This is a genomic window from Blastopirellula marina, from assembly GCF_002967765.1.
In the GTDB taxonomy this organism is placed as follows: domain Bacteria; phylum Planctomycetota; class Planctomycetia; order Pirellulales; family Pirellulaceae; genus Bremerella; species Bremerella marina_A.
In genome coordinates, this window is record NZ_PUHY01000005.1 from 719,853 (window position 1) to 733,819 (window position 13,967).

Annotated in this window: 8 protein-coding genes; 6 read left to right on the plus strand and 2 right to left on the minus strand. The window is 54.9% G+C overall.

Annotated elements, in window-relative coordinates; translation table 11 throughout:
• Positions 1-230 precede the first annotated feature (230 nt).
• Positions 231-1,613 (minus strand): SPFH domain-containing protein, encoded by a 1,383-nt coding sequence (locus tag C5Y83_RS07300; RefSeq protein WP_158262270.1) that lies wholly within the window; start codon positions 1,611-1,613, stop codon positions 231-233.
• Between the two features lie 182 nt (positions 1,614-1,795).
• On the opposite strand from C5Y83_RS07300, the gene C5Y83_RS07305 reads away from it, so the two are divergent.
• The 6 genes from C5Y83_RS07305 to C5Y83_RS07330 all read left to right on the plus strand — a co-directional run bounded on the left by C5Y83_RS07305 (position 1,796) and on the right by C5Y83_RS07330 (position 11,837).
• Positions 1,796-3,166, plus strand: a complete 1,371-nt coding sequence (locus tag C5Y83_RS07305; RefSeq protein ID WP_105328992.1) for a sigma-54-dependent transcriptional regulator — start codon at positions 1,796-1,798, stop codon at positions 3,164-3,166.
• Positions 3,167-3,336: 170 nt separating this feature from the next.
• Positions 3,337-3,924: a TetR/AcrR family transcriptional regulator gene (locus tag C5Y83_RS07310; RefSeq protein ID WP_105328993.1), complete on the plus strand. Its 588-nt coding sequence runs from the start codon at positions 3,337-3,339 to the stop codon at positions 3,922-3,924.
• Between the two features lie 23 nt (positions 3,925-3,947).
• Positions 3,948-6,857, plus strand: coding sequence for an alpha/beta hydrolase-fold protein (locus tag C5Y83_RS07315; protein ID WP_105328994.1), 2,910 nt, complete (start codon positions 3,948-3,950; stop codon positions 6,855-6,857).
• Between the two features lie 83 nt (positions 6,858-6,940).
• Positions 6,941-8,209 carry a hypothetical protein gene (locus tag C5Y83_RS07320; protein ID WP_146117687.1) on the plus strand — a complete coding sequence of 423 codons (1,269 nt, stop codon included), beginning with the start codon at positions 6,941-6,943 and terminating at the stop codon, positions 8,207-8,209.
• Positions 8,210-8,315: 106 nt separating this feature from the next.
• The gene (locus C5Y83_RS07325) at positions 8,316-11,267 is read left to right on the plus strand and encodes a hypothetical protein (protein WP_105328996.1); all 2,952 of its coding nucleotides are present in this window, start codon (positions 8,316-8,318) and stop codon (positions 11,265-11,267) included.
• A 48-nt stretch (positions 11,268-11,315) separates the two neighbouring features.
• Positions 11,316-11,837: a hypothetical protein gene (locus C5Y83_RS07330; protein WP_105328997.1), complete on the plus strand. Its 522-nt coding sequence runs from the start codon at positions 11,316-11,318 to the stop codon at positions 11,835-11,837.
• Between the two features lie 92 nt (positions 11,838-11,929).
• Here the strand turns inward: C5Y83_RS07330 and C5Y83_RS07335 are convergent, their stop codons facing one another.
• Positions 11,930-13,750: an alpha-amylase family glycosyl hydrolase gene (locus C5Y83_RS07335; RefSeq protein ID WP_158262271.1), complete on the minus strand. Its 1,821-nt coding sequence runs from the start codon at positions 13,748-13,750 to the stop codon at positions 11,930-11,932.
• Between the last annotated feature and the right edge of the window lie 217 nt (positions 13,751-13,967).

The window sequence follows — 13,967 nt, forward strand, 5'->3', positions numbered from 1 at the left end:
GAGATTGCGTCCAAATTGCCCACTGCTTTCGGCAGCGGGCAAGTCAAATAATATGTTTCGCGACGAGTGGTTCGTTTTCGTTGCGTTGCACGCAATCTTCCAGGTAACGCAGCTCCGTAGGTCAGGCTGTGCCTGACACGCCTTGGGAATCGTTCCACCATGCTTGTACCAGCTTCCGTCAGGCACAGCCTGACCTACGACTGGGTGCCATGTTCACGCAGCATGCTCGATCAATGCTGCGTGCTGCTGATCGATTTACCCAACTCGGTATGGGCGGATTGGGCGGGCAGTTCAAGAAGCAAGTTCGGTGAATCGCTGCCTCCGCCCATTTGGAAAAGGTAGCTAGGATATTCGCCGTTCCACTTCTCAATTCGATCGTGCTCGACTTCCAATTGTTTCAGCTGGACGAACAGTGGGTCGGACTTAGCTTCCCGAGTTGCTTCGGCCAGTTTACGAATTGCGTCCGCTTCCCCTTCGGCCACAGTGCGGGCCATGTTGGCTTGACCTTCCGCTTCCAGTTCAATCCGTTCGTTCTCTTTCTGCTGAGCATCGAACAGTGCCATATTCACCACCTTCTTTTGCTGAGCCACAAACGTTTCGTCGATCGCTTCCTGGATTTTGGGATTCTGGTAGGTGAAGCCACCGAACATGCCGACCGTGGTGATGGTAATCCCTCGTTCTTTGAAGAACGGAATCACGTCTTCGCGCACGTCGTCGACCATTTCTTGTTTGCGCGAGCGAAGTTCATCCAAGTCATAGCGAGCGGCAGCTTCAGCCGCGACCGATTGAATTCGGGCCCGCACTTCCGAGTCCATCATGTCGGCCAGCGAGCGGCTCCGATACATGTATAAAAAACGAGCCGTGTCTTCCTCTTCAATGAACGCGGTGCAGTTGAAGCCGACCGAAAAACCGACCGAGTCCTTGCTCTCGATCCAAATCGCTTCGTTGGCGTTCTTGGTCCCACTGTTAACGTCCGCAGTCCATTCCCGGGTGACAGGTGATCGATCGACCTTGATCAGACGCACCGTATCGAGCCATTCACCGTCATAGTACATGCGGCCGGTTGGTACCCAGCGATGCGGTACCTGAACTCGCTTGGCAGCGACCTTACGCTTGGCCAAATAGCTTTCCGACTCGAAGGTGACTTGTTGATCGGTTTCGCCTTCCAGCGGAATCAGGAAACCCGTTTCCGAAGTATCGATCTCCTCGAACTCCGGTCGATCGAACGGGCGGCAACCAACCGTGGCCAGAACCACGACGCCGACGGCTAACAATCCGAGCGACGAGTGGGACGATCCGCTCGAACGTGCCGCGCGAGCCACTTTGCAAGCTACGCAGCGCGGACTGATCATCAGGGGAACAAACAGCACCGCCGCGGCTACCATCACAGCCGACCACAATGCGACCGGCATGATCGAATGCCAGGCCACCGCCGACTGCATAGTCTGCGACCAACCGGCCGAATCGAACTGATGCATCGCCAGCGTGTTGGCGACGCTCGGCCAGAGGTAATACTCGACGCTCATTTCGGTCCCTGCGGCACATGCGGCGATACCTGCCAACATCATTGCCCGGCGTGTTAGTAACTGAGTCCAACTCAATTCACAGTTCATCGATGGTCTCCACAAAGGGTGCGGGTTAGATTTCCGCTCCTTAACGCATCGGTCATGCCAAATTATTTCGAAATCCATAAACTGCTAGGCAGTAGACACTTACGAAAAGTGACCCTGGTTTGCGATGTGAGACTTTTCGCTAGATGTAGTGAAAAGTCTCACATCAAGTTACGATTGGGGCCATGCATATCGCTCGAATTACGATCCTCACGCCCCCCAACGATCCGCTGGACGACCTAAGCTCCGCGTTTCGTGATGCTGCGCCCGAAAGTAACGTCCAAGTCTTACGCGAAGACCCTGACATCTTGCGTGAACTTCGCGACCAGGCTGACGACAGCTTGTTCGTGATTCATGGCAGTCGTACTAGTTCCGGGATCGTCACCGCGATGCGGGGGCTTTCGTCGACGGCGCTCATCGTCATTGCCGCCGATCAAGGAAGCGTCGAGACGGCGGCTTCGGCGATCACTATGGGGGCCAACGACTTCCTGGTTCGTGGCCCGCAACTCAACGCCCGCGTAGCGACGTTGCTCGGCAAGATGGGTTACCTCCTGCAGGTGCTGCGCGAGGCCAGGTCGCTTGATGCCGAGAACGAGCGATTGCAGGAAGAGCTTCACTTCCGCGGGCAGATCATCGGCCAGTCGCCCCAGATCCAGTCGATTGTCCAGCGGATTCGCCTGATAGCGCCCGTTCCTCGGCCCGTGTTAATCGAAGGCGAACGAGGCACTGGTAAAGAAATGGTCGCCCGCGCAATTCACTTTGCTCATGGCGATCATGCCCGACCGATGGTGACAGTTAATTGCGCGGCGTTCTCGACCGACTTGCTCGAAAGCGAACTGTTCGGCCACGAAAAAGGTGCCTTCACTGGGGCCGATGAAACACGCGATGGTAAGTTTGGTCAGGCCAGTGGAGGAACGTTGTTCCTTGACGAGATCGGCCACATGTCGCTGCCGTTTCAGCGAAAGATTTTACGCGTGGTCGAGTACGGTACGTATAACCGCGTCGGCGGTCGTAACGAGCTGCATACCACGGCCCGCATCATCGCCGCAACAAACGTCGACCTGCGTAAGCAGATTAGCGAAGGTGAATTCCTCAGCGACCTTTACGACCGTCTAGCGTTCGAGGTCATCGAAGTGCCACCCCTGCGTGAACGCGAAGGGGATATCGAAGTCCTCGCCCAGCATTTCCTAGATCAATTCGCCAAAGAGATTCCCCTGTTCGCCGGTAAGAAGCTGGCCCGCTCGGCGATCGAAGTGCTCCGAAAGTACCGCTTCCCTGGCAATGTTCGGGAATTGAAGAACATCATCGAACGCGCCGCGTATCGCGACACGACGGACGAGATCACTCCCGACGACATCGGTATGCTGGCCGCTACCCCGCCGGAAATCCCGGGCGGCAGTTTCAAAGAACGGCTCGACAACTTCTGCCGCTTAATGCTCAGCGAAGCCATGTCCCAAACCCAAAACAACCAAGCCGCCGCCGCCCGAGAACTAGGCCTCAGTTATCACCAGTTCCGTTACTACTACGGGAAGTACCTGACTGAGCAAACGGACTGACCTCTCGATTTGGTGGCACCCAGCACGCGTCCGGTGCATTCTTCGTCCGCAATTCTCATGAAATTGCTTTTTTCTGCGAAACCAACGCGCTCAGCCAGGGGTTTGTATCAGTGTTGCGTATCGGTCGGGCGCCCGACTAATCGTGCTAAGTGACAAATGGATAATGGGTTATGTCTTCTTCTAGAGCTCCCAAGGTCTCTCGTTTCGACACAATCATCGCCGCTGCGGCAACACTATGCGCGCAGAAGGGAATCGCCGAAACGAGTCTTCGCGAAATTGCGACCGAGGCTAAGGTTTCCAATGGAACACTTCACTATTACTTCCCAAGCAAGGACGAATTAATTGAGAAGTTGATTCTCTCGGCGGTCGAACCGTTAGGACGCCGGGCGGCGGAAATCGCGCAGAGCGAAGAAGATCCGTTTGATCAGCTTCGACAGATTGTCGATTTGTCGTTCGGCTTGTTCGACGACGATTGGGATCTCTATTACGTCGCGTTGCAATTAGGCGACCGGGTGCACGTTCGCCTGGCCGAACGTTTTCCCACCGCAACAAACGCGATGCAGCAAGTGATCGAGCGTGGTCAGCAATTGGGTGTCATGCGCAACGACGATCCCTTGCTTTTGGCTATTGAGTGTCACGGCGTGATGATGCGCGTTGCCCGTGCGCTAACTTTCGGTGAATTGACACCACCACTACGACGCTTCGTCGAGCCAGTCTCGGAAACGTATCGTCGAATTCTGCAAATCTCTTCCCCCTAAAAAAGTTTGTTCGGAGACACGCGATGCCTCGTTCTCTTCCTCCATTCGCGGCTGCCATGGGTGGTGCGATTCTGGTAGCGGCCCTCCTGGCTTCAACCGCTGTCGCTCAAAACGAACCACCGGTTTGTTACGACTTGGAAAAAATGCCCAATCAGGTCGCCCGCCGCGTGACGCCGGTCAAGCCATTCGAGATCATGGACGGTGTCTATTATGTCGGCAACTCGGCCGTTTCGTGCCATCTTCTGACAAGTGAAGACGGTTTGATCTTGATTGACTCGACCTTTCCCCACACGGTTTCGATGCTAATAGATAGCATTCGCCAGCTTGGATTTGCGCCAAGCGACGTGAAGTTGGTAATCGCGACACATGCGGCGATCGATCACTCGGGAGGAGCGTGGTATTTTCAGAAAGTATTTGGCTCAAAGGTGTGGATACAAGAAGCCGACGCGACAGCGGCCGCGAATGCCTTGTGTGTCGGTGGAAAAAAGGTTGACTTAAGTGAGGTTCGTGCTTCCGAGGCGTATCCACCCTTCCAAGCAGATCGGCTGATTAAAGAGAAAGAAACAATTGATTGGGGAGGACGTCAGTTCACATTTCGTCGCACGCCACTAGCGACCGAAGGAACGATGGCGATCGAATGGCCATTACATTCCTCCGACGGCAAAACAGTGAAAGCGGGCCTGATCGGTGGCATCGCTAATCGAGTAGGCGACGCTCAACTGACCGTCCAGCGTTTGAAGGAAATGCGCGATATCGAAGTCTGGCTGGCCGTTCATCCCAATCAAAACAAGACCTTTGAGAAGGCGAATCGCCTTGATGCCGGCAAATTGGCCAACCCATTCGTCGATCCTTCTGGCTGGAACCAGTTTGTCGATCGCATCGTGGGGATGATGAGTTCCGAGCGGCCGACTCGTCGTCGTGATAACACAGACATGCGTCAACGGCAGCGCCCGATGAATCCAAGCCGCTCACCGGCCAGCGCAAGTAACGGACGCGTGCCAAACAAGAACATCGACAAACTCGATCGCGCGTGGCTCGATCCCGATACAACCGCTCCAGCACCGACTATCTACAAAACGTTCCGTAGTCAAACGATTCGGCAGGACGTCAGCTATTTGATCTACCTTCCGCCCGATTACCAGCAGCAATCGTCTCAGCGTTACCCAGTCATCTATTGGTTACACGGTACCGGCGGCAAGCAAAGCCGAGGGGCTGACCTGGCGAACCTCTTAGACGAGCAGATCCGGGCTGGAAAAATGCCGCCGATGATCATGGTTCTCGTTAACGGATTGCGAGGCACGACCCTCTATTGCGATTCGGCAGACGGAAAGTGGCCTCTTGAATCGGTGATCGTAAACGACCTGATACCGCATATCGACACCTCCTACCGCACGCACGCTCGCCGCGAGGCACGGGCGATCGAGGGGTTCTCGATGGGAGGTTTCGGCGCGGCGCACCTCGGTTTCCAATATCCTGAAACGTTCGGCGTGATATCGATCCTCGATCCCGCATTTCTTACTGGACTCGATCCTAACGCGGCGCCCCATCCAACTTGGCAGGGGCAAATCGATTTTGCTCTTGGCGGCGATGCAAAACGATATCAGGCCAACAACCCATTCGTGTTGTTGGGCAAGAATGCCGACAAGTTACGTGGACGAACGACCATTCGTTTGGTGCCTCGGGCGAAAGGAAACACGCAAGGATTTCTAGCGAAGTGTGACGAGTTGCATGCGATGCTCGACCAACACAAAATCGCCCATACTTACGATCCGCGCCGTGACGTTGCGATCCATAACCCAAACGTCTTGTACGAGGCATTAGGAGAGCAGGGATTCGCATTTTTCAAATCCGCGTTTCAATTGACGCCACCCGCAGGCAAACAGACCGCCAGAAGCGAAATAGCTTGGAGAAAGCTACCCGATTGTTCATTCGGATATGAAACTGAGTACGCAGGAAAAAATGGGACACCAATCGCCGCTTACCTGCGTAAACCTGCCGGCGATGGGCCGTTTCCGCTGGTCGTCATGTTGCATGGGGGTGGCAGTTCCACCACCGGTACGATGAGCCTGGGACGATCGCAGCAGTCACCTACGGCCAATTTCATCGAGCAAGGCTGGGCGGTCTATTCAATTGATTTTCGCCGTCGATCCGAATTTCAACCGATTGAATGGGACGATGCGATTGCCGCGGTTGAAAACGCGAAGCAGTTTTCGTTCATCGATCCAACGCGGATTGCGATGATTGGCGGTAGCCATGGAGGTCACAATACGCTGCGGATTGCGGCGCGCCACGGCCTAAGCTGCGCCATCGCGTGTGCGCCCCCAGCGATCAATTTGGAAGAAGTTGCCAAGGCCAAAGCTGCCGGTTATCAACTGAGTCCCGCTCTCGAAAGGGTTTTGGCAGGTGGCAATCCAACGCCTGGTCCCACAATATTTGAAGAGGCCAGCAAACTACGATGTCCACTGCTGCTGGTTAGCGGAAAAAATGACTGGAGTTCTCCGCCCAATGTCATCGAGGCGTATGTCAAGGTGCTGGAGAAAGCGAAACGGGAGGTCGAGGTCTATATGCCCGAGAACGGACCGCATGGGTTTTATTTCGGTAGTCCACGAAATGCCGAGACGGATGAAGCGGCTCGCCGTGCCGTGGCCTTTATCTCGAAACACTTTGAGATGCCGCTGAAACCATCGAATTCGCCCCCTTTGTCCGCCGCTCCTGGTCGGGTCAATAATAGCCTCCGCTTGCCACCTGCCGAACAAGTGAATCGTGTCTTTTTACGCCTCGACCTGAATAAAGACGGCACGGTCGATCGGCAGGAAGCTGACAACCAGCCGGGACGACGACTGATCGCGACGTTTGATCGGAACGGCGATGGCAGCGTCACTCGCAGCGAGATACAGGAGGTGTTCGCATCCTCAAAGCCATCCAGTCGATAATGCTTGGGCAAGTAGGTCCTCGTTTCGAAGTCGTTCAAACACGTGACACAAACGAGCGTAGCTGTACAATCGCGGTTGGCAAGATGCAAACATGCCGTCTTTTCACGCGATACCACGGCGACTCAACCACAATGAACCTTCCCAGTGAGATGCAAACTCGGCTGAATCGTAAACCTTTCCGGGTTCCTCAACGTTTGATCGAGCTGGGCGTCGTGTTGGTGATCATGGTTCTGATGATTGCGATACCGAATTGGTATTTCAGCTGGCGAGGCGGTCAGGCTGCGAAGGAACACGTGCCGATCGTGCAAGCGATTGTGAACTACCGAGCAGAAACGGGCTTATTGCCTTATACGCTGGACGATTTACAACGGCGATTCCCCGTGGATATCCCAGAAGGGGTTGGTTGGTCGAATAGCGGTTCGACTGGTTCGCTGTATATCTTCTCCGGCATTCGCATCAGCTACGAATTCGATGAAGGGAACTACGAAGGTTGGCATGGCGGCTTTGCGAACGTATCGCTTCCCAGAGTCACACCCACGGTAAGCGTAGTCACCGGACAGCAGCGTGTGGAAGCCGCGCTAGCCGAATACGATCGGCGTATCGCAGATTATCAGGAAGAGGAAAACAATCGCCGCATTCGAACGGCCAAGATGGCCATGTTGTTTTCTCTTGGCCGAAGCGATGATCTGCACGCCGAGTGCCTGGCGGCAAGGAAAGTCTATCCCGATTGGTGGCGGGCCCAATACGGCGCGGTGAAGTTCTCAGCCGATATTTACCGCGCCGAGCACGAAAGAGCGTTGACGGCTTGGGTCGAGCGTTCGCCGGGATTCGTTCACTCGTGGTATCTGGCGAACTACCTGCGAGAAGAAGGTCGACATGCAGAAGCTCTTGCCGCGATTAAGAAAGGATCTGAGCACCCACTCACTAGTCTCGATGACGATGCGACCTGGGTTCCGCATGCATTCGCGTTCGACGCTGCCACCTACGCGTGTCAGCAAAACGCGCCAAACGTCGCCTTGGCTGTCTGCGATTCCTGGAGCCGACCTGAGGGTGTGTACGACTATCCCAGCAAAGACCTGCCTGCGTTTCGTGCTGCGGCACTGCTACAGCTCGGCCAGATCGAGGAAGCAAAATCTGCCATTGCCAAAGTCTTGGCGGCGGAAAAGAAGAGTCGCTTGTGGGCTGGCAATCTCGATCAGCTTCACGCCGCCATCAAACGGGGTGATCGAGAGTATATCTACGACCCAGGCCAAGTGTACGAAGGTTTCGGCCAGTGGAAGCTGTTCCCTCCGCCCGAGTTTCAACCCGCTGAGACCAACCCACCGGTCGCGGCCCCTTCGTCGTCTGATTGAGCCGGCGAAAGTCTGAGCAAATTGGTGGCAATGGACGCTCGATCGGGGTATCCTCGTACCATCCTGTCATCTTGTCGCACGGCACCCAGCCCCAAGGAGTTTGCTTGTGTCATTCCAGCTACGTCGATCGACGTTGATGGTCGCGTTGTTATTTCTTTTGGCTCCGGCGCAGCTCGCTTCGGCCGAGCATTTAGAAACCTTCGAGCTCCAAGCGACGCGCTCTCCCAGCTTTCAAGAGATGCTGATCGACGAAACGGGGACTCCGTGGGTTCTGGCGGGTGGACTGGTGCAATACTTCGACGGCAAGCAGTTCATCGCGCTCGATTCGGAAGTCGTTCGCTCCGGCAGCTACACCTCAGGTCTCTATGGCGGTCCGGATCGTGGCGTTTTTCTCACCCAAACGAGCAAGAATCCTCAAGAGGGAATCGTTTATCGCCTGCGGGACGGTAACTGTGAAGAGATAACCACGTTCTTTTACGAGGTCGGGCACGAGAAGCCAGGCGTTTACGTTTCGAAGAATGGACGGATCTTCAACTGGGGAACGACCTTCCTGGCGGTGTTTGATGGCCAGCATTGGAAGCGGATCGAAGGCGAGTTCCATCGGAAAGCAGGCTACTATCGTCCTGAGATCTGCGATTTGGGAGACGAAGTTTATCTCTACTCGGCCATGGATAATCGTGTTTACCACTGCGATGCCGACAGTATCCTTTCAGCGAAGGATGGGCCAGAGGAAGTTGGTAAGGCAATCGCCGCCCACAACCAGCGATCGCAATATCCCGTTCCGCCCATGACGTGCAGTTGGAATGGCGATCGGGTGATCATCACACTTGACCGGTCACCGCGACCATTCGCGTTCAACGTTCGCACGAATGAAATCATCGAGTTGAGTCTTGTCCCGGAAGAGGGCCAGCCGCGGAGTTACGCCGACTTTATGGAATGTCGTGATGGCTCGGTCCTCATGTTGGCGCGAATCTCAGGGATTCATCAGTTCGCCTTGTGTCGACTTGACGTCGATGGCAAAGTACGCGAGTTGCCCGGCTCGCGGATTATTCCCTGGAGCAATGCACGACTACGGATGTTTCCGAAGTCGATCCTGGAAGCGAGTGACGGCTCTATCGTTGTCGGCTTACCTGAATTTGGAATCGCCCTTTATCATGACGGCAAGCTAACCACATACGATGCCAATTATGGGCTGTTCACCCCAGTGAATGTCGTCGTGGAAGGACCCACAGGCGAGGTATGGTTCCCACATGATCGACGCGGTCATCAAGTCGCGCGGATGAAGCTTGGCCAGCCGTTAGAACCCATTCAAGAAATTGCCGAGGATTGGAAGGAGTTCAAACTGGTAAGTCGGAGCCGTTTGTGGCAGCTTACCGACGATACGCTCGCGATGTTCGAAGTCGAACACAACAACCAAATGACCCGCCGCACCGGGGATCAAGTCACCTATCAGCCAGTCCCCTTCAAACCGGAAGAGACCCAAGGCTCGATTGTCGATGACCGAGGCCATCTGATTCTCGAAAGCTTCCGGTCAGCTGCTTTCGACGTGGGGCCCGATGGGGTCGAAGAATATGAATCGATTCAAGATGCCTTGGTTGCCGCCGTCGCCGCAGGCGCGAAACAGTTCGATCCCTCGCCTGAATTCTCTGGGGTAGTTCTGACCGAAAACGGGGAACTGTGGTACGGCAAGCATAACGATCGTCGCGTATTCTGGCGGGAGGGTGACAAGTGGAAGGAGGCTCGCTTTCAAGATGACGTTTACCATCTGTTTGAAACCGACGAAGGTGTGCTAATTAGAACCCAAGGAGGAAGTCTTTACCGACCTGTTGACGGGCGAATGGTCAAGGATCCAGAGGCGCTCCGATCGGGGCCGCCGTTGATGCTAGGACCGAAAGAGTTCCAGCCCCTCGACGAGCAACTGATCGAAGCTCACCCAGGCCGCTACTATCCGGTCCGCCAAGTCGAAGGCGAGATGCGCGTGTTTTATGACTTAGCGGCGTACCATCGGTCGTTCCAGTCGGCCGTTATTGCGAAGTTGGCGATGAACTCATTCCCTTTACCCAACTATTACGGTCGCGTAATTGAGTCGCGTCACGAGGGAGCGTGGCTGCTCATGTCGCACGGCGGAAGTCAGCCGTATCGTATCTTTCGTGATCGAATGGTCCAACTCGACCTGAATGGGACACCGTTAGCCGCCCAAAACGTGCGTGAGATCCTGGAGGCCGCCAATGGCGACGTCTGGTTCACCACGTACTATGGCGACCATCCCCGAGCCCTTCGTTTGTCCGCTTCGCAACTTAAGATCGAAGCACCACCAATCGATCAGCGGGTCGGCCGTGAAATGCAGCTTGCCATTGAAGTAAAACCGACACGGCTGAAAGATAAGATCGAGTTGTTCACCACGGTCAACGGAGTTCGACAAGAGGTAACTCCGACCGACGACGACAAGATCTTGTTTCGCTTTCCTCATGCGGGCACGTATCAATGTTCGGTCGGCGCGATCTGGCTAGGGGCAATCCAGCCGAAACTCCTTGAGTTTGAAGTGGAAGCCGCTTTCGAGATGCCTGAGACGAATTGGACCAGCACCGAGCAGCCTTACACGATTCAAACCACCAAGTGGGGCCCGCCAGTTCAAGTGATCCCCACGCAAGCGAGCAGGCAAACAGCGCTTGAATGGCGCGTCGCTGGCGAGCCGTGGCAGAAGATTCAACCGACGCAGCCGATTGATTTCTCGTACTTATCGCCCGGCGATTACGACATGGAACTGCGGGGCGTGGAAGATCGCTTCTGGTACGATCCAACACCCGTGCACGTGAAGGTGAAGTATTCCCCGGACTACTTTGCAATCGTCCATGAACTGGCCATGCGACTTGGTTCGCCCCATGCGGAGGAACGTCGCCAGGCGGCCCAACAATTGGAAGCCCTCGGCCCAGCAGCCTTGCCCGAACTTCGCCGCGAGATCAAAGCCAGCGAAGGAGATCAACAAATCGTACCGACCTTGCGGAACGTCTTGGAACGCATCGAACGAAATTCCAAACCGCAGAACGACGCTAACTAGCGACCAAGTTTCTGTCCACCATACGTTATCCCCAGACCAGGAAGTGTCATGTCCATAATTCGTATCCTCTTGCTAACGACAACATTCCTCCTTCTAAGCAGCATGCAAGGGTTCGCTGCCGAACTGACCATTGAGAAAGATCCCGAGAACGTTGTCGCCAGCCGTTTGGAAGGGAACTGGATAGCGGAAGCGAACCTCACAAAGCGTCTCACCGGACGCGAAAGAGGATTTGCGTCGAAGCTATCCTTCCAATCAGATCCTTCCGTCTTGGCTAACGTACCTGAGAAACATGCCGAAGCCTTCACCGAGCGTAGCCTGAAAATCTACATGGCGGGGACGATGAAATTCGCGGACAAAGAATGTCCGTTTGCTGTCACTAGCATCCATGGCAACCCGCATCTTTTGATGTGGTTTCCGCGTAATGGCGACCCCTTCGGCAATCTCGAATCCATGAACCTCATGTTAACGGTCGCCGAGAAGAAGCAAAACGATCTCCTGTTCACCGGCGGTGATTTCAATAACCAACCATTCAGTGCGTACCAACGTGCAGAAAGTACGAATGCCGAGTAGGCATGCGTTTTCGTGAATGAACTAGAACGAACGCACTTCTGATTGGCCCCACCCCATGCAAGTTCAATCGATCTATCGATGGAACCTGGTCGCTACGGTGACTCAGCCTGAAGACGAAGCATCACCACGCTCCATTTCGGAAGATTAATATAAACGCGCCCATCTGACTGGGTATATGGTTCGTGGAAGGCATTCCCGGCACCATCCCAACCGCCGAACGTTTTGTCCTGCGTGCACAACACCTGCGACCACCGACCGTACTGCTGGTCGGTGGCGACGCCATAGGAGTGATCCTTAAAGTTCGTATCACTCATGTTGACAATGGTCAGAATCAGATTGCCATCTTGCCAACGCTTGAACGCTATGACCTGATTCGTATCGTCTTCATGCGTGATGATTAGCGTGTCGCTTCGTAGGGCTGGATTGGCCCACCGCACGTGATTCACAGCCGCGACCAAGCGGCGCATTTCGATACCGATCGGGTCGCCAGCGATATCCCAATCGAAGCGATGATCGCCGTGGTTGTCATGCCCGTCGTGCCAATATCCCCATGCCACCGTGGGCGAGCCCATATGGCACTCGCCTCCCATGAACATCATCGGGGTACCAGGCATCGCGACATTCAAGGCCCAGGCCAAGCGGCACTTGGCGCGGGCATGCCAATTGTCACGCCCGCCGAATTGATCGATGAAGTAGCGATGTCGGGCATCCCAGTTCGTAAGGCCATCTTTGGCATTGCCGTTCTTGTCGTCACCAACATCGTCGTGCGAACCCATCGTGTACTTCACTAGATTCCACGGATGCGCGAAGCCGTCCCAGCCGAGAAACATCTTTACCTTTTCGATCGGACTCTGACCGTTCAATGCCCGCTGCATTTCATGATGGGACTTGGCTAACCAGCTGGCATCAAAGTTACCGAACGTGGTAATCCAGGGGCTGGCCGGTAAATGTTCCGCAATGAAGTACTTGTCGGGATAGGCCTTCTTCAACTTCCCCAAGACCTTAGCAAGGTGGTTGCCGTCGATCTGCGTGGTGACGTCGAATCGTAGGCCGTCGGCGTTGTAGTGATCGAAATACATGCATGCATTCTGGAAGAAGTAGTCCTGAACCTCTTGCTTCCACCACGCTGGTCCGCGCCCCCAATCGGTCCATTTGCCTCCTTCGAAGTAGATGCCCCCATCCTTCCCTTGCGAGTGATCGGACCAGCCGTCAAACTGCCAAAGAACATTGTCGCTTGGACCGGCGTGGTTGTAGACGACGTCAAAAATCACCGCCAAGCCATGGCGATGTGCCTCTTCAACGAAATGTTGCAGGTCGACCGGCCGTCCGTAAGCCGACTCAGGTGCGAAGAATGCTGCCGGGTTGTATCCCCATGACCTGGTATGAGCAAACTCCTGAACCGGCAGTGGCTCGATAGCATTGAAACCTAGATCACGGATGTACGACAATTTCGTTTCAATATCTTGAAAGGTGGCGATCTCTTTATCGAGGTGATCGTTTCGCCCAGCAAAGCTGCCGCAATGAAACTGATAGATCAAGAAGTTCGTGAAGCGGGGAGTATCGAATTTAGACCAGGGGTATGGCTCGTTCGTGACCACGATCGAAGCGTTGTGGCTACCGCGGTTACTGCGTGTTAGCTCAGAATGAATCGTATCCCGAGCCGCCGGATCGATTCGTTCAAAGGTGCCGTTATTCTTAATCTCGTAACGGTACAACTGGCCGGGGCCGACCCCGTCCGCAAACCCATTCCAGTAGCCTGCTTGATCTTTCTTTAAAGCAACCCGTGTCGGTGTTTCGGTAGAATCCCATGTCGAGCCGGTCTGCAACAGCACGCTGACCTCCTCGGCATGCGGTGCCCACACACGAAAGCGACAACCACTATCCTCAAGCGTTGCACCCAATGGAGATGTCATGAAACACGTACCTAGATCCGATGTTATAGAACAGTTAGCAGACGCGTATAAGTTATAGCTACCACAAACCATAGCCATAGGAAAGCGCTGGGCTGTTACCTTGCGCCATGTTGCCACATGGCATATTCTATGCGAGAGAATGCCAGCCCCAGACCTCGTCCTGGGGTGCGACCTTTACCCTTCGCTCAGGCGTTAAACTCTCGCTCGCATGAAAGTA

Coding starts and splice junctions, on each gene's coding strand:
- C5Y83_RS07300 (WP_158262270.1), bottom strand. CDS start 1,613: ATGAACTGTGAATTGAGTTGGACTCAGTTACTAACACGCCGGGCAATG.
- C5Y83_RS07305 (WP_105328992.1), top strand. CDS start 1,796: ATGCATATCGCTCGAATTACGATCCTCACGCCCCCCAACGATCCGCTG.
- C5Y83_RS07310 (WP_105328993.1), top strand. CDS start 3,337: ATGTCTTCTTCTAGAGCTCCCAAGGTCTCTCGTTTCGACACAATCATC.
- C5Y83_RS07315 (WP_105328994.1), top strand. CDS start 3,948: ATGCCTCGTTCTCTTCCTCCATTCGCGGCTGCCATGGGTGGTGCGATT.
- C5Y83_RS07320 (WP_146117687.1), top strand. CDS start 6,941: ATGCAAACATGCCGTCTTTTCACGCGATACCACGGCGACTCAACCACA.
- C5Y83_RS07330 (WP_105328997.1), top strand. CDS start 11,316: ATGTCCATAATTCGTATCCTCTTGCTAACGACAACATTCCTCCTTCTA.
- C5Y83_RS07335 (WP_158262271.1), bottom strand. CDS start 13,750: ATGACATCTCCATTGGGTGCAACGCTTGAGGATAGTGGTTGTCGCTTT.